12 protein-coding genes are annotated in these 18,660 nt (G+C 62.8%); 5 read left to right on the forward strand and 7 right to left on the reverse strand.

Features of this window, described 5'->3' with window-relative positions:
* Positions 1-446 precede the first annotated feature (446 nt).
* Positions 447-5,834: an apolipoprotein A-IV repeat region-like domain-containing protein gene (locus tag C8348_RS08965; protein ID WP_106752983.1), complete on the forward strand. Its 5,388-nt coding sequence runs from the start codon at positions 447-449 to the stop codon at positions 5,832-5,834.
* 109 nt (positions 5,835-5,943) lie between these two features.
* Here C8348_RS08965 and C8348_RS08970 read toward each other — a convergent pair whose 3' ends face one another.
* From C8348_RS08970 to C8348_RS08985, 4 genes are read right to left on the reverse strand one after another with little or no spacing between them, the layout of a single operon-like run.
* The gene (locus C8348_RS08970) at positions 5,944-6,549 is read right to left on the reverse strand and encodes an ABC-type transport auxiliary lipoprotein family protein (RefSeq protein ID WP_106753141.1); all 606 of its coding nucleotides are present in this window, start codon (positions 6,547-6,549) and stop codon (positions 5,944-5,946) included.
* 50 nt (positions 6,550-6,599) lie between these two features.
* A complete protein-coding gene (locus C8348_RS08975) occupies positions 6,600-8,246 on the reverse strand; it encodes an MlaD family protein (RefSeq protein WP_106752984.1) in 1,647 nt (548 codons plus the stop codon).
* A gap of 10 nt (positions 8,247-8,256) precedes the next feature.
* Entirely contained in the window at positions 8,257-9,033 is a 777-nt protein-coding gene (locus C8348_RS08980) for an ABC transporter ATP-binding protein (protein ID WP_425270814.1), read from the reverse strand.
* Positions 9,034-9,067: 34 nt separating this feature from the next.
* Positions 9,068-10,216, reverse strand: a complete 1,149-nt coding sequence (locus C8348_RS08985; RefSeq protein WP_106752986.1) for an ABC transporter permease — start codon at positions 10,214-10,216, stop codon at positions 9,068-9,070.
* Between the two features lie 112 nt (positions 10,217-10,328).
* Between C8348_RS08985 and dgcN the strand changes: the two genes are divergently transcribed.
* Positions 10,329-11,342: an N-acetyltransferase DgcN gene (gene dgcN, locus C8348_RS08990; RefSeq protein WP_106752987.1), complete on the forward strand. Its 1,014-nt coding sequence runs from the start codon at positions 10,329-10,331 to the stop codon at positions 11,340-11,342.
* Complete coding sequence (dgcA, locus tag C8348_RS08995; RefSeq protein ID WP_106753142.1) at positions 11,342-12,322, forward strand: N-acetyl-D-Glu racemase DgcA; 981 nt, start codon at positions 11,342-11,344, stop codon at positions 12,320-12,322. The genes dgcN and dgcA overlap by 1 nt, the downstream gene beginning before the upstream one ends.
* Here dgcA and C8348_RS09000 read toward each other — a convergent pair.
* Positions 12,319-13,503 carry an MFS transporter gene (locus C8348_RS09000; RefSeq protein WP_106752988.1) on the reverse strand — a complete coding sequence of 395 codons (1,185 nt, stop codon included), beginning with the start codon at positions 13,501-13,503 and terminating at the stop codon, positions 12,319-12,321. The genes dgcA and C8348_RS09000 overlap by 4 nt on opposite strands.
* Before the next feature lie 124 nt (positions 13,504-13,627).
* Here C8348_RS09000 and C8348_RS09005 point away from each other — a divergent pair, with 124 nt between their 5' ends.
* A complete protein-coding gene (locus C8348_RS09005; protein ID WP_106752989.1) occupies positions 13,628-14,728 on the forward strand; it encodes a protein phosphatase CheZ in 1,101 nt (366 codons plus the stop codon).
* Positions 14,729-14,781: 53 nt separating this feature from the next.
* Here C8348_RS09005 and C8348_RS09010 read toward each other — a convergent pair whose 3' ends face one another.
* Positions 14,782-16,125 carry a globin-coupled sensor protein gene (locus C8348_RS09010; protein WP_106752990.1) on the reverse strand — a complete coding sequence of 448 codons (1,344 nt, stop codon included), beginning with the start codon at positions 16,123-16,125 and terminating at the stop codon, positions 14,782-14,784.
* Between the two features lie 385 nt (positions 16,126-16,510).
* On the opposite strand from C8348_RS09010, the gene C8348_RS09015 reads away from it, so the two are divergent.
* Positions 16,511-17,545, forward strand: a complete 1,035-nt coding sequence (locus C8348_RS09015) for a DUF2336 domain-containing protein (RefSeq protein ID WP_106752991.1) — start codon at positions 16,511-16,513, stop codon at positions 17,543-17,545.
* Positions 17,546-17,617: 72 nt separating this feature from the next.
* On the opposite strand, the gene C8348_RS09020 is transcribed toward C8348_RS09015, so the two are convergent.
* Positions 17,618-18,595, reverse strand: coding sequence for a threonine ammonia-lyase (locus C8348_RS09020; RefSeq protein ID WP_106752992.1), 978 nt, complete (start codon positions 18,593-18,595; stop codon positions 17,618-17,620).
* Positions 18,596-18,660: the final 65 nt, after the last annotated feature.

Here is an 18,660-nt window from a genome sequence, read left to right on the forward strand (position 1 = left end):
CCCGAATGGTCCGGGGAGACATCTCCCGTCCGCCCTCGTCAAAAAGCGGGAGCTTGCCACCGGCCTGCTCGAGCCCGCGGCGCAGCCATCGCAGTTGCACAGGGGTGGGCGAAGCAGTGCCTGTCCCTCCGCTTTCGGAGGCCGCCAGACCCCCTTGCCTCGGTGATTTTACGCTGCGTCCGGGCATGGCTCCACCCCCTTGAGAGACCTGATGCATAACGGCGTTTCTTGTTCCTTAACGCAGATTGTGCCATTAGATTGAGGAATGCGGCAAGGTGGGGAAAAGGCTGTCCGGCAAAGCGGCGGACAGCAGATGCGGCGGCACCCGGCCTTGTCTCAATCCATGCGGCGACAGTCAGCAGTCAGTCTGGCGGAACGCTGCAGGGAGCGCGTTCGGCGGCTTCGGCCTCCGATATGTAATGAGTACGGATGTGAGGCGATCCAAGATGGCAAATCCCCCGAAGGTGAAAGATCCTGCGGAAGCGGCCCTGTCCGCTGTCGAAGAGGCGCTGAAGCTCGACTTCGGCGGCCCGGACAAGACAGTGGCAGCCAGTGACGATGCGGCTCGCGCAGCCCTTGGCGAGGCCCTGGCTGAAAAGCCGGCGCTTGGGGGAAGCGAACGAACCTCAGCCAATGACGCCGGACCGGCCGACAGCCGGCGTGGCCGTGGTCGTGGCGGACGTCCGCCTGCTGCCAACGATGATCGCCGCAGCATTGGCAATCTGATCTATGCCCTGCAGAGCCGCCCCTCGGCTGCCCCGTTCTGGGTCGCTCTGGTTCTCAGCATCGCCTGGGGGCTGATCGGCGGGACCTTGCTGCTCTCCGGCTTCAGTGCCGAAATCGCCGCGCTGTCCGGACCGGAAGCCCTTGCCGCCTCTCCTTCCCTGGTGCTGGCCGGTGTCGGCATTGTCGTACCCATCCTGTTCTTCTTCGTCATGGCCATGATGATCTGGCGCGCGCAGGAAATGCGCATCGTCGCCCGCGGCATGACCGAAGTTGCCCTGCGCCTTGCCGAGCCTGAGGACATGGCGAAGGAATCCGTTCTGACCGTCGGTCAGGCGATCCGCCGTGAAGTCGCCGCCATGGGCGATGGCATCGAGCGGGCAATTGCCCGTGCGAGCGAACTCGAGGTGCTGGTGCACAACGAGGTCTCCTCGCTCGAGCGGTCCTACAACGACAATGAGCTGAAGATCCGCGCGCTGATCGATGAACTCATCTCCCAGCGCGAGGCAATCATCGCCAATGCCGAGCGCGTCCGTGAGACGATTTCCGGTGCGCATGAAAGCTTCGCAGGTCAGCTGTCGGTCACGTCCGACGAGATTTCCCGGACGGTCGACGCGGCAACGTCGCGCCTCGTGTCCGCCGTCGAAGACCGGATCGGCGATCTGACCGGGTCCGTCGACAGCCGTATCGATGCGCTCAACTCGTCCCTGACCGCATCCGGCTCTGAACTGGTCGAGGCCCTTACTGACCGTGCCGGCGATTACGTCTCCCGTCTTACCGCTTCAGGCAGCGAGATGGTCGACAACCTGTCGCGCACCGGGACCGAGCTTTGGGAAACCCTCAGCCTGCGCGGCAATGAGGTGAACGAGCGCTTTGCTTCCACGGCCAGCGAATTCGTCGAAACCCTGACCGTACGTGGCGGCGAAATCAATTCGACGCTGACCCAGCGCACCCAGGAATTCACCGAGGCCCTCGACCGGACCGGCGCAACGGTTGGCGACACGATCGCGCAGCGTGGTGACGAGATCAATGCAACGCTCGCCCTCACCAGCGGCCGCCTGATCGACACCATCACCACCCGCACCACCGAGTTGATCACCACCGTCGACAGCCGCGTGACCCATCTCGACAACTCGTTGAATGAAACCGGCGAGCGTGTGGTCGAGAGCATTTCGCAGCGCGGCCAGCAGGTCACCGACACCATCTCGGTGAAGGGCGCCGAGATCGTCGAGACCCTGTCCGAACGCAGCGCAGAAGTGGCGGAAATCCTGCGCGGAACGGGCGAATCCATCGTTGTCGACCTGTCCTTGCGCGGCGGCGAGATTGCCGCCAAGCTCGACGAGACATCATCCAGCCTCACCCAGACCATTACGGTCCATGGCGGCGACCTGGCCGAGCGCCTTGGCTCGATCAGTGACCGTATCGAGACGGCCATCACTGTCCATGGTGCGGACCTCGACCAGCGCCTTGGCGCCCGCGGCACCGAAATGGCCCTGCTCATCGAAAGCCAGACCATCGGCTTCCGCGAGACGCTTGCAACCGCTTCGTCCGAAATCTCCGAAACGCTCGGACAGCGCACGACGGACCTGGCCCAGAAGCTGGCCGAGACCGGAACCGAACTCGCCCGCCTCATCGGCACCCGTGGCGACCGGGTCAGCACGGACATCGGCACCGTTGGCGACCGGATCGCGGCAACCCTGGACGAGCGTGGCCAGGCCCTGCAGCAAGGCCTTGCCTCCCGCCTCAACGAACTGGAGCAGATTGTCGCCGAGCGCGGCTCCGATCTTGTGCAGTCGTTCGACAGCCGCGCCCAGGTCCTGGCCCAGACCCTGGACAGCCGGCTTGAGACGCTCGATGCAACCTTCGAGACCCGCGTCGGCGGACTGGATTCCTCGCTGGACAGCCGGATCAACAGCCTCGACCTGACGCTGGAGCAGCGCACGGCTTCGTTCGAAGCAGCGCTTGAATCGCGCACGACCCTGTTGGCGGAAGCCATCAGCAGCCGGACCGAAGTGCTCAGCGAAACGCTGGAACAGAAATCCCGCACCATCGCCGAAGTGCTGGCTGACCGCTCCGACGCCATCACCTACGAACTGTCCCGCCGTGTGGATTCCGCTGGCGAGCAGCTGGTGGAACGCGCCGAGCAGGTGGGCCAGATCATCGCGGACAAGGTCGACGGAGCGGCCTCCTCGATCAGCGAGCGCGTTGAAGTCGCCGCCTCGTCCATCAACGAGCGGGTGGATGCTGCTGCCGTGTCGATCAGCGACAAGGCCGAGCACCTGGCTGAGAGCATGGCGACCGGCACGGAGCGTATCGACCAGACGCTCGACAATCGCGCCCGCCAGATCAGCGAGACCCTGATTTCCCGCACCCGTGAAATCGCCAAGGCCTTCATTGACGGCCAGAGCGAGATGACGCAGGCACTGGACAGCCGCCTCGACGAGGCTGGCAGCGTGCTGGCTCGCCAGAGCGCTGAACTCACCGAGACCCTGTCCGAGCGCATCGCAGAGATCAATGTCTCGCTCGGTGCCAAGGTGTTCGAAGTCGCCGAAACGCTGGACACCCGCGCCAGCCAGCTGGAAGCCGTGCTCAACGAGCGTCTTGCCGCAATCTCCGGAACGCTGTCCGGCGAGACCGAGAAGGCGCGCGATACACTCACCGGCGCAATGATCGAGGCAAGCTCTGTCCTGTCCGGCGAAAGCACCCGTGTGCGTGACATGGTCATCGAAGCCGTCGGCCAGGCTGCCGCCTCGCTTGCCGGCGAACGTGAACGCACGGTGGAAACCGTCAACGCGACCTTCACCGACGTCACCGGCAAGCTTGCCGGTGAAGGCGAGCGCCTGCGCCAGCTGGTTCTGGGTGCCGTTGGCGAAGCACGCGGCGTGCTCGTCGGCGAAAGCCAGAAGGCTGCCGAAACGGTTACATCTGCGATGTCGCAGGCAACCGGACATCTGTCGGGTGAAGGGGATCGCGTCCGCGATCTCGTTCTGACCGCCGTCTCGGAAGCAGCCCGCTCGATGGCCGCCGAGAGCGAGAAGGCCCGCACCCTGTATGTCGGCACGCTCGCCGAATTCTCCGGCTCGCTGACTGGCGAGAGCGAGAAGGTGCGCTCGGATCTCTCGCGCACCATTGCAGAGATCTCCGGCAACCTGACCGCAGAAAGCGAACATGCGCGCGTCACCCTGACCCGCACCGTCGAAGAGATGCGCAACCTGATGTCCGGCGAGGCTGACAGCGTCCGCACCCGCGTCAGCAGCGCGGTCCAGCAGGCTGCCGATCTCCTGTCCCAGCGTGGCAACACGGTGGCGAGAGAAATGCTCGACAAGGCCGCAGAACTGAACGAGGCCTTCGGAGCCCGCAGCGGCGAGTTCGCCCGCCTTGTCGGCACAGATGGCAACGAGCTGGTCACGGCCATCGAGGCCCGGGCCACCGAACTCACCAGCCGCGTCGGGGAAATCCACCGGGCGATTCTCGATGCGATCTCCGTCAAGGGCCGCGATGTCGCCGATACCTTCGCGCAGCACGGCCTGGAAGCGACCCGCTCGCTGGTCGATGCAGGCGAACGCATCATCACGGGCATCGACGACCGCTCCATGCGCGCCGTCTCCCTGCTCGAGCGGACCAAGCAGCAGCTTGAAGCGGACGTCTCGGCCATCCTGGATCGCCTCGACCAGTCCAACACCACGCTGCAGGACGTCATGTCCCATGCCGGTGCCAACATGGCCGATGTGGAGAACAACCTGGCCCGCCGCGCCGGCGAGTTCCGCAACGCAGTCGAGCGGGCAGTCACCGAGACGAATGCGTCCACGAACCTCATCGACGGCCAGGTGGGCGCGCTGCGCGACGTGACGTCCACGGTCCTCACCGACATCCAGGCCCTTGCCTCGCGCTTTGACCAGCAGAGCCAGAGCCTGATCTCGGCAGCCCGCCACCTCGAGGAGACGAACCGTCTCGTCGAGAACCGGATCGGCGAACGCAAGACTGCAATCGAGACCGTTGCCGACACCCTCCTGGCGAAGACCGAGTCTGTCGACACCCTGATGCGGACGTTCACCAGCACCCTGTCCGAAACGCTGGAGACGGCAGACGACAAGGCACGGGATGCCGCAGGCATGCTGGCCGCTGCTGCGGAAGCTGCTTCGCGTCAGGTCGCCGAACAGTTCGAATCGATGCGCCTGACGGCAGGCATGGAAGGGCAGCGCGCCCGCGATGCCATCCGGTCGGTGCAGGACGAGATCATGAAGGAAATGACCCGCTCGGTGGCAGAAGCTTCCGAACGCTTCGGCGAGGCGGCAACCCGCATGCGGGATGTCGCCCGGGATGTCCATCTTGAGCTGGAAGCGACCCGCAAGGAACTGAAGCAGGGCGTGCTCAACCTGCCGGAAGAAGCCGAAGAATCTTCGGCCGCACTGCGCAAGGTGGTCAATGAGCAGATCCGCGCCCTGACAGAGCTGTCCGAGATCGTTGCACGTCAGTCCAACGTCCTCGACATCTCCCGGCCGCAGCAGGAACGGATTGCAGCCTCTGCAGCCGCCCCTGCCACCTTCCCGGCCCAGCCGGCGTCTCGCCCTGCCGTTCCCGCCCGGACCGAAGCAGAACGCCCTGCCCCGCGCGCGGAAGCCCCGCGCAGGACGGCACCGGCAGAGATCCAGCCCCAGCAGGCAACTGACCCTGCCGCCAAGGGTTGGGTCAGCGACCTGCTCCGCCGCGCCTCGCGTGACGAAGAGGCGCCTGCCACGTCCGCGAAGGTCCCGCGCTCGCCGCTGCACATGGTCGAGAGCCTCAACTCCCTGTCCATGGACATCGCACGGGCCATCGATCACGAGACCTTTGTCGACCTGTGGGACCGTTACAAGCGCGGTGAGCGTCATGTCTTCACCCGCCGGCTCTACACGCTGCAGGGCCAGCAGACCTTCGACGAGATCCGCCAGAAATACGGCCGCGATCCGGAATTCCGCACCGCAGTCGACCGCTACATCGCCGACTTCGAGGCGCTGCTTGCGCAGGTCTCGCGCAACGACCGCGACAACATGCTGGGGCAGACTTACCTGACCTCGGACACGGGCAAGGTCTACACCATGCTCGCCCATGCCAGCGGCCGCCTCGACTGAGGCTCCTCACATCACAATGCAGAAAGGCCCGCCGGAGCGATCCGGCGGGCCTTTTATTTGGCATGGGACAAAAAGGGCAGCCACAAAGGCCGCGGCCACAAGGGCCTGATCAGACCTTGGAGAGAACCCAGGCCGCCATTTCCCGGAACACCTGGCCGGATGCACTGTTCATTGCGGCAACAGCCTGCTCCACGCCCGTCCCATTGGACGGAACGACGGCGCTGAAGACCCGGCTGTCGACCGTCCGCCCGTTGCGGTCATTCACAAGCTTGGCGGCGATCTCGACAACGGCACGATCCGCGCCGTCCACCTGCAACTGGAACGCCCGCAACTCGGTCTGAAGCTGGTAGTCGATCAGCAGGCCTTCACCGGCCAGACCAACTCCCTTCAGTCGATTGGTGTTCTCCAGCGTCTGGACCAGGCCGGCCTGCACGACATTTGACAACTGGTCGGCCCAGGCAGCCTGCGGGAAGTAGCTGTAGGACGGGCCCTTGTCGACAACGGCGATATTGGACGTATCCAGGGCGCTCAAGGCACGCGGTGTGGCCACAAGGATCTGGACGGAGCGCCTTTGTCCGCTGACAAAGTCCGACGGCGCGTTGAGCCCGTAGAGCGCATTGGGCGCCGTCGATGCGCAAGCAGCCAGAAGCAGCGCAGCCGCTGCAAGCCCCAGCGCGGCCCGGCGATGCCGCTTGGCCCTTGTTCTACCCGTCATGGCCTCATATGCCCGTTGCATCATCATCCTGGGTCCTGTCACCGCCGGCTTCAACGCCGCTGCCCCCCGCCAAATCGGGGCACGTCGTCACCGCCGAAGATTACTCGGTTCGGCGCCCGGTCAAAATTGTCCACTGCCCGCTGGATCGCGGCGAAGGTACGGTTGATCTGGTCAAGTGTCGCGGCAAAGTCGGTCGAGCCCTGCTGCGCGAACTTGGAAAGGCCGTCGGCAATGCCACCGGCCCGGCTCTCGAAGGTTTCGGCGATTTTGCGGATCGCTGCAGCGGCCTTGGTCGCCTCGACGATCAGCCCCTCGCCATTGCCCTCGACCATCGAGTTGACGTTGTCCACCAGGCCGTTGAGCTTGCCGGACGCCGTCGACAGGTTTGTCGACACGGTCTTCGCATCGGTGATGATCTGGTCGACATCGCCGCGACGGGCATTGAGGTCATTGGTGAGCGTCTCGATATTGGCGGCAGCGCTGCGAGCCGAGGTGATCGTCGCGGTGATCGCCTCACCCTGGCCGGCGAAGTTACCGACGACCTTGTCAACACTGGCCAGTATGCTGCTGACGCGCGCAGGGTCGACGGCTGCGACGACGCCGCCGGCGTTCTCGACGGTCTTCAACAATTCACCGACAAGTTGCCGGCCATCGGTGATAAAGGTCGTGAAATCAGCTTCTCGGGCGCGAACCGTACGGGTGATCTGGTCAAGATTCTCCATGGTGCCGGCCGTGGAGCCGATGAGCCGTTCGATATCGGCCGAGCGGTCTGTCAGGACCGAACCAAGGGCGGCAGCGCCGCCGACAGCCTTGCTCACAGCTTCCGGGTTCACAGCAGCCACCACCGCTTCAACCTGGGCAAGGGATCCATTGAGACGCACGGTGAAATCATTGAGATTGGATGTCGCTGACTGTGCATCGGCAACCATTTTGCTGATTTCCGGACCGGCATCACGCAAGGACTGGGAGAAGGTTGTGACATTGCCCACAAGTTCCTCGACCTTGTCCGAGGGCACAGCAGCCAGGATGCGCTCACCTTCCACGACAAGACCTTCCATCCGGCCGGCCAGAGACTTGAAGGCTGTTGTGGCTTCGCCGACAGAGGTCATGAATTCCTTCACGCCGTCAGAGTTCTCGGCAAGAGCTGCAGAGAATGTTTCCACATTCCGAGCAGTGGCCGAGATTACCGGCCGGTTTTCCTGGATGACCGCATCGATGGTTGACAACGTTTGGTCGGCTTTGCGCAGAACATCCCGACCATGATCAAGGATGTCGTCAAAGAACGACCGGTCCGCATATATGACCGGCTCCTGTACGGTGTCGTCGAGCAGCAAGCCGGAACCGGATGTCCCGCCCTTGAGGTCAACATAGGCAACGCCCGTGAGGCCCTGGAACCCGAGCGTCGCCTTGACGTCCTTGCGTAGGGGCGCTGTCGGGGTCACGCGTATGGTCGCGACGACAATGCGCGGGTCCGTCGGATCGAAGTCAAGCGTCGCGACATCGCCGACCTTGATCCCGTTGAACAGCACCTGCCCACCGACCGGCAGACCGGTCACTGCGCCGGGGAACACAACCTTGACATTGACGCTGGTCCGGCTGTCGGAACTGGCCGCCAGCCAGTAAATGAACAGGAAGGCGGCAAGAAGCGTACCGAGAACAAAGCCACCGATCAGGACATAGTTTGCCCGGGTTTCCATTTGTCTTCCTTCAAACCCGGCGCAGGGCGCGCTCGCCCCGGAAATAGGCTTCGATCCAAGGATAATCGCTCGCCATCATGTCTTCTATCGTTCCTGCCAACAAGACCCGGCGCTCACCCAGCACCGCAATTCGATCACAGATGGAATGCAGACTATCGAGATCATGTGTCACCATATAGACGGTAAGCCCAAGCGTTTCTCGCAACTTTGCGATGAGCTTGTCGAAAGCCGCAGCGCCAATCGGGTCAAGACCTGAGGTCGGTTCATCAAGGAACACGAGATCCGGGTCCAGCGCCAGCGCCCGCGCCAGACTGGCCCGCTTGACCATGCCGCCCGACAGTTCCGAGGGATACTTGTCAGCGGCATCCCGCGGCAAGCCGACAAGTTCCAGTTTCAGCCAGGCCAGTTCATCCATCAGGACCTGGGACAAACCCATGTACTCCCGCATGGGAACCTGGATGTTCTGCTTTACTGTGAGGGAGGAGAACAATGCCCCTTGCTGGAACAGGACGCCCCAGCGCCGCTCGATCAGGTTGCGTTCGTCGGATGTGGCTGTGTCCAGATCCTGGCCAAAGACCTCGATCCGTCCAGCCCGGCGCGGCGTCAGGCCGAGAATGCTGCGCATCAGGACCGACTTGCCGGTGCCCGATCCCCCGACAAAGCCAAGAACCTCGCCGCGATAGACGTCGAGATCGAGGTTTTCCAGAATCAGCTTGTTGCCAAAGCCGACCGTGACGCCACGCGCCGTCAGGATCTTCGGCCGCGCTGTTGCCTCGCCCGGCTCGATACCGGCAGGATGTGTGAAAGTGCTCACGCGGGCCTCACACGTTGATCGCGGCAAAGAAGATGGCAAACAGGCCATCCACGACGATGACAAGGAAAATCGCCTTAACGACCGACATGGTCGTATGACGGCCGAGCGAGTCGGCCGAGCCGCCGACCTTGAGCCCCTCAACGCAGGCAATCAGGCCAATGATCAGGGCCATAAAGGGCGCCTTGACCATGCCGACGAGAAACGTCTGCATCGTCACCGCATCCTGCAGGCGCGAAATAAACGCCTGCGGCGGAATGCCGAGGTAGGACCAGGACACAAGACCGGCCCCTGTCAGGGCGGCAATATCGGACACAAAGGCGAGAACCGGCACCGCCGCCATCAGGGCAAGAAGCCGGGGCAGGATAAGGACTTCGGTCACATTGAGACCGATGACATGCAGGGCGTCGATCTCTTCCTGCATTTTCATCGCGCCCAGTTCGGCCGTGAACGCTGATCCCGACCGGCCAGCCACCATGATTGCAGTCAGGAGAACACCGATTTCGCGCAGGACCAGGACACCGGCCAGATCCACCACGAACAGATCAGCACCGAACTGCCGGAGGTAAAAGCCGCCTTGCTGTGAAATGATCGCGCCAATCAGGAAACTCATCAGCGCGACGATCGGTACCGCGCCGATGCAGGTCTTGTCGAACTGGACAGCAATGGCAATGCCGCGCAAGCGCTTTGGCTGAAACAGGACGGTGGTCACTACCGCGCTAAGAGAGCCGAGAATATGCAGAATGGCGATGAAGTCCCGCCACGCCTCGACGACCGCACGACCGGTCGAGTCAAAAACGCTGACAATGGAGGTGCGATTGTTGTCCGGCACGAACGGAGGCGGGTGGTGGGCGTCCACCTCATTCAGCAGCAGCCGGTGTTCCTCGCTGACGCCGACAACCTGAACCCGGGCACCCGAATACTCGATGCGGCCACGAAACTTGTGAAGGATCCAGGCACCGGCCGTATCAAGACGGCCGAGCGCCGAAAAGTCGACAGCGACGACTGCAGCGCGCAAGTCGTTGCAGATCTGCTCTGCCAAGGCTTCGCAGTCCATGGCCGAGCGGATGATCCAGTCCCCGGACAGTATGAGAACCACGCGCTCCCCGTCATGGCGCGTAGCGCATCGTGGCTCGATCATGTCATTGAATAAGGCCATAGCGCGCGCCGCGAGCCTCTTGCCGCTGTGAAGGACAACCCCCTATACCTGACAGGACAGCAAGGCGTCCAGCCGCGCACCCCTGCAGCCTCGGTAAAAGGCGGATATGACCATGGATATCGCAAATCCCTACCTGATGTTTCTCGGTGACGTTCCGGACGCGCTGGCAGCGAAGACAGCCCTGGGCGTGGTCGACTGGCGACGGGAATGGTGCCTTGGTCAGAACCGCCTTCCTGGATGCCAGGCCGATGCAGGGCTTCCCGACATGAGCATCGAGGCGGCCGCCAAGGCCGGCGCGCGCACCATGATCGTCGGTGCGGTGAACGCCGGCGGACGTTTGCCAGATCATTGGGTCACCTCGATCGTCGCGGCCCTGGACGCCGGGCTCGACGTGGCCAGTGGCCTGCATGTGAGACTGGGCTCGATCCCGGCGATTCGGGAGGCGGCCGAGCGCAATGGCCGCAAGTTGTTCGATGTGCGCCACTCCAGCGAGGTCTTCGCCACGGGCAAGGGCAGCAAGCGCTCCGGCAAGCGGATCCTGACCGTCGGCACTGACTGTTCAGTTGGCAAGAAATATACGGCATTGGCCATGGAGCGCGACATGCGGGCTCGCGGCTACGCCTGCGACTTCAAGGCAACAGGCCAGACAGGCGTCTTCATCTCCGGACGCGGCGTTGCCATTGATGCGGTGATCGCAGACTTCATTTCCGGTGCCGTCGAGTGGATCTCCCCGGCCATGGATGAGCAGCAGTGGGATGTGATCGAAGGCCAGGGATCGCTCTTCCACCCATCCTTCGCCGGGGTCACTCTGGGTCTGCTGCATGGTGCGCAACCCGATGCCTTCATCGTCTGCCATGAACCAACCCGCCGCACGATGCGCGGGGTCGAAACGCCCCTGCCCTCGATCCAGGCGGTGATCGATCTGACGATCCAGTGCGGCAAGCTGACCAATCCGGCCATCCGCTGTATCGGCCTCTCGGTGAATACAGCCGCGCTTGGCGATGCGGAAGCGCGGACCTATCTGGCGGATCTGGAGAAGAAATACGCCTTGCCGGCCACTGATCCCGTCCGCTACGGCATGATGCCGGTGATCGACCGGCTTGCCTCCGAGTTCGGGGCACCATGATGCTGAGCCTTGAAATCGAACATGAACGCTTCGAGATTGCCGGCGGCTTTGCGATCTCACGCGGCAGCCGCACCCATGCGGATGTGGTGGTTGTCGCCTTAAGCGACGGCGTCCACACCGGCCGGGGTGAATGCGTGCCCTACCCACGCTATGGCGAAAGCATCGACAGCGTGATGGCGGCAGTCCGGGCGACGGTCGGAGAACTGGGCGACCGCCTCGACCGGCACAGCCTTGCCGCAACGCTGAAGGCCGGCGCTGCGCGCAATGCTATCGACTGCGCGCTGTGGGATCTGGAGGCCAAGCGCAGCGGACGCCGGGCGGCGGACCTGGCTGCTATCGGCAGCCTGAAACCGTTGACCACCTGCTTCACGCTAAGCGTCGGGTCGCCCGAGAGCATGGCGGCGGCGGCTCTGAAGGCTGCTGGCAGGCCGCTCCTGAAGGTCAAGCTGGCAGGCCCGGGCGATGCCGCCCGGATCGCGGCAGTCCGGGCCGCAGCGCCAGACGCCCGTCTGGTGGTGGACGCCAACGAGGCCTGGACCGAAGATTGCTATACCGACAACATGGCCGCCTGCGCAGAAGCCGGGGTGGAACTCATCGAGCAGCCCTTGCCCGCAGCACATGATGCCGCGCTCGAACACCTGGCCCGGCCAGTCCCGGTCTGCGCCGATGAAAGCCTGCACACACGGGCCGATTTACCGGCCCTGCGGAAACGCTACGATGCCGTCAACATCAAGCTGGACAAGGCCGGCGGCCTGACAGAGGCGTTGGCGCTTTACAGCGATGCGCGTGCGCTCGGCTTCAAGGTCATGGTCGGCTGCATGCTCGGCACGTCCCTCGCGATGGCACCCGCTGTCCTCATTGCCCAGGATGCCGACTATGTTGATCTCGACGGTCCGCTGCTGTTGTCCCATGATCGTCCAGGCGGGCTCGTGTTTGAGGGCAGCACACTGATCCCGCCACAGTCTTCCCTCTGGGGCTAGCGATCCGCCAAAGCGGAGTCAGCCGAAACTTCGCGTGTCACCCGACCGGCAAGTGCCAGCAGGGCCACCACACCCAGCAAGGAGAGGCCGGACATCGCCCAGAACGCATATGCCGGCGCCTGCGCGTAAAGCGGGCCGCTGCCCCAGGTGGCCAGGGCATTGAGCAGGCCAATCGATGTCGCCATCAGGCTCTGGCCGGTGGCTGACCAGCGCGATGGCACGATCCGTCCGAGCAGGCTGACGGTGCCCAGATGCACCGCGCCAAAACTCAGGCCATGCAGGCCCTGCAGCAGAACAATGAACGCCGGGCTCGTCGCTTCGGCAAACAGAAGCCAGCGCAGGACGCCGGCCAGTCCGCCGATCAGGATCAGCCGCAACGGCGTGAACCAGACCGGCAGACGGCTGGCATAGAGAAACAGCGCGATTTCCGTGATCACACCAATCGACCAGATCAGGCCGATGGCCGTGTCGGGAACACCGGAGGTCCGCCAGAAGATGGTGGCAAAGGCGTAGTAGCCGGCATGGCTGGCCTGGATGAGGCCAATGGCGCCCAGCAGTGCCAGGAACCAGATTTGGCGAAACACCACGGGCCGCACGTCGTCGGCCTGCTGTTCGCCGCCCTCGCGCCGTGATGCCGGGGGCAAGGTGATCGCGACGACCGCCGTGGCCAGCAGCGACAGGAGGATACCGCCCAGGTAGGGAAGGTCTGTCGCAAAGGAAATCAGCCAGCCGCCGGCAAGATTGCCGACAATAAAGGCAACCGAGCCCCACAACCGCATCCGGCCATATTGCCCGCCCCGCAGCCGCACCACGTCCAGCGCGTAGGCATCGGCCAGCGGAATGATCGGTGCCCAGAAGATCATCAGGCCGGCTACCGCAATCAGCGTTGCGATGTAGCTGTCTGTTGCGGCGAACAAAACCAGGAAACCCACACCCGCCCAGGAGTAGATGAAGATCGACAGTCTTCGGCGCCCGGTCTTGTCCGACAAGGAAGTCAGCAGCGGTGCTGCGAGAATACGAGCAAAGGTCGCCAGTGCCAGAGCCGTCGCAATTTCCGAAACGGAAAGCGATCGATTGCTGAGGAGCAGCGGAAAGAAGGGCAGAAAAAGGCCAGACCCAATGAAGTGAACCCAGAAGAGACCACTAACGCGGGTAGACAAGCCGACTTGAAATTTTGCCATGAGCCTTGACCCAGAGTTTCGGGCCTAAAGAGATGTTAACTGTTGCGGCCTAACTTTACCCTGAGTATCGGCGTTTGCCTCGAATCAGGGGCAGCGCGGCGAAGAGGACATCGAGACCTTTACGATGGCAGCAATCGAACCGCCAGTCCTGATCCAGGAAACCGAATACACCGTCCTCGAGCAGACACTGACTGAGTCTGACCGCGGTCGCCGCTTCCTCGCCGAGTATCTGCGCCGGCATCGCAGTTCGGAAACCAACACGATTCTCGACGCCATCGGGCGACTGGAACGGGTGATGCACCGGGAACGGACGGTACCGGACCTCAACCGCATCAAGCTTGACCTTGCAGACATGCAGGAAGCGATCGAGCGCACAAAGCGCGAGATTGCCAATATCAAGCTGGAAGAGGATGACGGCAACCGCTTCACCAACACCTCCAGCGAGCTGGATGCCATCGTCACCCAGACCGAACGGGCGACACAGGACATCCTGGCTGCTGCCGAGCGCATCCAGGAACAGGCCTGGATCCTGCGTGAAAAGGGCGCCGACGACGCGGTCTGCGACGAAATCGATGCCAAGGCGACCGAAATCTTCATGGCCTGCTCGTTCCAGGACCTGACCGGCCAGCGGACCCAGAAGGTGGTGCATGTGATGCGCTACCTGGAGAGCCGGATCAATCTGATGATCGGGATCTGGGGTATTTCGGAAATGAAGGCGGAAGACACGGCCGGTCCGGTGGACAGCCGTCCCGATGCGCATCTTCTGAACGGCCCGCAGCTTGATGGCAAGGGTGTCAATCAGACCGATGTCGACAGCATGATGTTCATGTCGCCCGGCTCAGCCGTCGACAGCGACGACTTCGATATGGAGTTCAGCAGCAAGGGCGCGACCGCCGACAACGCACCCAAGACCGCCGCAATGGCCGATGTTCAGACGTCTGACAAACAGCTCGACGCTGCAACCATCGACGCGATTTTCGACGCGCCAGATGACGACCTCGCCTCCGAAGACGATGAGATGGAGGGCGCTGCCGACGACGTCATGGATGCGGACAGCATCGCAGCCCTGTTTGACACGATTCCTGAAGGCGACACGGACAGCGATCCGGTCGAAGAAGCCTCGGCGGACGCGGCCTGGGAAGAAGAAGAAATCCTGGCCGAAATCGACGAGGCAGATCCGCTGGCAATGTTGTCAGAAAACGAACGCCAGGCGCTTTTTAGCTGAATCTCAACAGTTCAAAACAAAAACCCCGGCTTGCCGGGGTTTTTTCGTTTCAGTCAGGCGCTTTTTCTATCGCCCAAGACATTGGCAAAGAAGATGCTTGCACTTTCGCCAAGGCCTGACGACTGGGACCGCAACTGTCCCGACATCTGTGCAATGCTTTCGGCCGTGTCCTGCGTCCCCTGGACCATGCCATGAACGGCAGTCAGTTCGTCGCTCATGGTCGCCGTTCCGGCCGCAGCCGTCTGGACATTGCGCGAGATCTCGGTGGTGGCTTCCATCTGCTGTTCGACGGCAGCAGAGATTTCAGCGGCAATGCCGGCAATCGTCTCGATGGTTTCCGAGATCCCGTTGATGTCCACGACCGCCTGACGGGTGGCCGCCTGGATGGCTGCGACCTGACCCGTGATCTCCTCGGTTGCCCGGGTGGTCTGGCCGGCGAGATCCTTGACCTCCGCCGCGACGACGGCAAATCCGCGTCCCATTTCTCCTGCACGCGCAGCCTCGATGGTCGCGTTCAGTGCCAGGAGATTTGTCTGGCCAGCGATTTCCGAGATCAGCTCGATAACGGAACCTACCCGCTCGGCTGCGGCCGACAGGCTCTGGACGGACTGATTGGTCCGCCGCGCGTTCTCGACAGCGCCGTTGGAGATGTCGCGCGACATGCTGGCCTGGCGGCTGATCTCGTGGATCGAGGCCGACATCTGCTCGGTCGCGGCCGCGCTGGAGTGAATGCCACGTGAGGTATTGGCCGCTGACAGTTCCATGGTGCCGACCCGCGTGCCGGCATCACTTGCGGCACCGGAGAGGTGATCCGCCGTGGTCTCAAGCGCCTGCGAGGCGGCCACAAGTCCGCCGAGGGCTGAGCGAAGCTGTTCCTCGAAGCCCTGGACCGCATCGCGGACCCGCTTCTCGCGCTGCTCGGCTTGCTCGACCATCGCCTCGCCATAGGTGGAAACAGCAATGTCCATGTCGAGCAGGACGATCCGGGTCACCAGTCCGATCAGCCTCGCTGTCCGCTGGCCCGAAAAGCGATGCTTGCGGCCAATCACATCGGTCAACTGCGCCAGCACGTAACCATAGCCGCCGATGTACCAGCTGGGTTCGAGACCGATCCGCACATGCGCGCGTCCGATGCGCAGCGCGCTTTCCTGATAGGCATTGTCGAAACCGCTGCAGAACAGCTGCTGCCAATGCCGGGTCTGGGCCGTGATGAGGTGTGACTGCCGTCCCCCTACAATCGCGGCAAGGGCCGGAACACGGCCAACATGGCGATAAAATCCTTCAAGGATCCCGGGAAGAGCCGGTTCGATCAATCTCCAGGCATCACGCGCCAGAGCGATCTCGGCCGGATCAAGCTGAAAAAACTTCAGCCGGTCCGCAATCTGCAGACAGGTCATTTCCCCTCCATGTGGTCGTTGGGCGGTCAAAGGCAGGTCGGCCCGGCATCCGTCCTGCCGGGTTCTGCTGCGACCATGGCGGCTCTGTTCTAATGCAACGTAAACATCCACAGCCCTGAGGCGGCTAATCACAGGTCCTGCAGCTTGCTTTCTCCTCCCAAAGTCCCTTGAGCCTCGGCAAGCCGGTTTGCGAAACAACTGCCACACGCGATCTGCCACCAAAGATGCAGTGTAGTTGAGACCCTTGGATTTCTGTCACTATCGATGCACTAGCGCGTTGAATATGAAAGAAAACAACGATTAATTCATTCTTGTCCGCAACATTAAGAAGAGAAAGAAAAGGCGGCGAGTGACATCGACCGCGAAGCCAAAGCATCACAGCAAAATGCTACTGCAAAGCCTGGAACAGCTCGCGAGAAACAAGGACGCCTCGGCCAGATCAGAGCTGATCCGGACGCTTGGCTCGGAGTTTGCCAATCCGTCGACACCGGACCCGTCCGCGATGGAGCGGGAACTGTTCTCAGCCCTGGTGCTGGATGTGTTTCACCAGCTCGACCGACCGACGCGCTTTGATCTGGTCGTCCGGCTGGCCAAGACGCAGAGGATAACATCTGCACTGGCAGACCGTCTCGCGCAGGAGGATTTCGAGCTCAGCGAACCTGTCCTTGAATTCTCGCCGACCATCAGCCAAAGCGCCTTGCGCGAGATCGTCCGCAGTCGATCCGATCGCCACCGGGCCGCGATTGCCCGGCGCATGGATCTGCCGGAAGACATCGTTGACACGATGATTGCCAAGGCCGGCCGCGGTGTCACCTACATCCTCCTGCGCAATCTATCAGTAACATTCTCGGCGCGCGGACTTCTGGCCCTGCTGATCTTCGCAAATGTGGAACAGCCCGTCCTTGGCGGCATCGCCCAGCGGGCCCTTCAGGACGAAGTCTTTCGCAGCGACCTCCAGACCATCCTCGACGCCAATTGCCCGCTGATCCCGCCTGCCCTCGCCAAGGCCATGAAGGAGGATGACCTGGAGCGTCTGGCACGGACCGCGAAAAGCGACGACAAGGCCGTAGACTTCAGCATCGATGGCAAGTCGATCTCCTGCCACGAGGCCCATGTTCAGATCGCATCGGGAGAACTGTCGTTCGATTCCATCCTGCTGACGCTGATCGAGCAGAAGCGTATCGACGCCTGTTTCTGGCTGATTGCCCGCAAGACACATGTCCCCGAGACGACGGTCGCCAAGATCATCAAGTCGGACGCTGACAGCGCCGTGACAAACCTGATGCGCGATACGGGAATCGACCACAAGACCTTCCGCCGCTTTCTGGAAGCCCGGTGCCAGTGGTTCGACCGCAGCAACCGGACGATCCCCGACGAGATCCTCCGCTTCCGGACCGGCCGACGCATGGCCGCTGTCTAACGCAGTTCCGACCCACGCCAGAACCGTGACATTGGGACGGGCAGCAGAAAATACATATGTATTTTCAAAGACTTAAGCAGCAAGTGCGCGCTGCATCATCGCCGGATCCACATTGCCGCCAGACAGGACTATGGCAACCGGCCCAGAACCGGACGGCACCTTGCCAGACAAAAGCGCAGCCAGTGCCACGGCACCGCCTGGCTCAACGACCAGCTTCAACTCCCGGAACGCAAAGGCGACGGCAGCAAGCGCCTCAGCATCACTGACGACCAAGCCGCGCGCCTTGCGTTGCAGGAGGATGCCGAACGCTGTCTCACCGGGCTCACCCGTCAGGATCGCATCGCAGATTGACCCGCTTGCAGCCGCATTCGCCTGCCGGGTGCCACTTTCCAGCGAGCGGGCATAGTCATCAAACCCGGCCGGTTCGCTGGTGCAGACAAGTGCACCCGGCGCATCGGCCGCAAGGCCAAGCGCCATGCCACTGGTCAACCCGCCTCCGCCTGTGCAGGCCACGACGACCTCCGGCACCAACCCCAGCGCCTTCGCCTGCGCACCGATCTCCAGACCGACTGTACCCTGGCCGGAAATGACGCCTGCATCATTGTACGGATGCACGAAGGTGGCCCCGGTCCGTCCGCAGATTTCCGCCGCGATTGCATCCCGGTCATCCACACCCCGGCGATAGGTGATCACCTGCGCGCCATAATCACGCGTGCGCTTCAGCTTGATGGCCGGAGCATCGTCAGGCATCACGATCGTAGCCTGAAGCCCGAGGATACGCGCGGCTTCCGCAACGCCTTGCGCGTGATTACCCGAGGAACAGGCAACAACGCCGGACGACCGCTCATCGGAAGGAATCATGGACAGACGATTGAATGCGCCACGAAACTTGAAGGAGCCGGTGCGCTGCAGAACCTCGGGCTTTACCAGGACGGGGCGACCGGCCAAAGCATCAAGCACCTGGAACCGCAACAGCGGTGTTACAACCACGTGGCCTGCAAGTCGGTCGCGAGCCGCCAGCACTGTCTCATAGCTCGGCAGGTCCAACATCTGAGGGTACTCCGTTGCGCTCCTCAGCGGTAGCAGCCCGAAGACACCTCGACAAGCGGTCAGAT

It is taken from the genome of Pannonibacter carbonis (genome assembly GCF_003012935.1).
GTDB classification, from domain to species: Bacteria; Pseudomonadota; Alphaproteobacteria; order Rhizobiales; family Stappiaceae; genus Pannonibacter; species Pannonibacter carbonis.

Bases quoted from the DNA above. Each gene is read 5' to 3' on its own strand.
- C8348_RS08965 (WP_106752983.1), top strand. From the start codon at position 447: ATGGCAAATCCCCCGAAGGTGAAAGATCCTGCGGAAGCGGCCCTGTCC.
- C8348_RS08970 (WP_106753141.1), bottom strand. From the start codon at position 6,549: ATGACGGGTAGAACAAGGGCCAAGCGGCATCGCCGGGCCGCGCTGGGG.
- C8348_RS08975 (WP_106752984.1), bottom strand. From the start codon at position 8,246: ATGGAAACCCGGGCAAACTATGTCCTGATCGGTGGCTTTGTTCTCGGT.
- C8348_RS08985 (WP_106752986.1), bottom strand. From the start codon at position 10,216: ATGGCCTTATTCAATGACATGATCGAGCCACGATGCGCTACGCGCCAT.
- dgcN (WP_106752987.1), top strand. From the start codon at position 10,329: ATGGATATCGCAAATCCCTACCTGATGTTTCTCGGTGACGTTCCGGAC.
- dgcA (WP_106753142.1), top strand. From the start codon at position 11,342: ATGCTGAGCCTTGAAATCGAACATGAACGCTTCGAGATTGCCGGCGGC.
- C8348_RS09000 (WP_106752988.1), bottom strand. From the start codon at position 13,503: ATGGCAAAATTTCAAGTCGGCTTGTCTACCCGCGTTAGTGGTCTCTTC.
- C8348_RS09005 (WP_106752989.1), top strand. From the start codon at position 13,628: ATGGCAGCAATCGAACCGCCAGTCCTGATCCAGGAAACCGAATACACC.
- C8348_RS09010 (WP_106752990.1), bottom strand. From the start codon at position 16,125: ATGACCTGTCTGCAGATTGCGGACCGGCTGAAGTTTTTTCAGCTTGAT.
- C8348_RS09015 (WP_106752991.1), top strand. From the start codon at position 16,511: ATGCTACTGCAAAGCCTGGAACAGCTCGCGAGAAACAAGGACGCCTCG.
- C8348_RS09020 (WP_106752992.1), bottom strand. From the start codon at position 18,595: ATGTTGGACCTGCCGAGCTATGAGACAGTGCTGGCGGCTCGCGACCGA.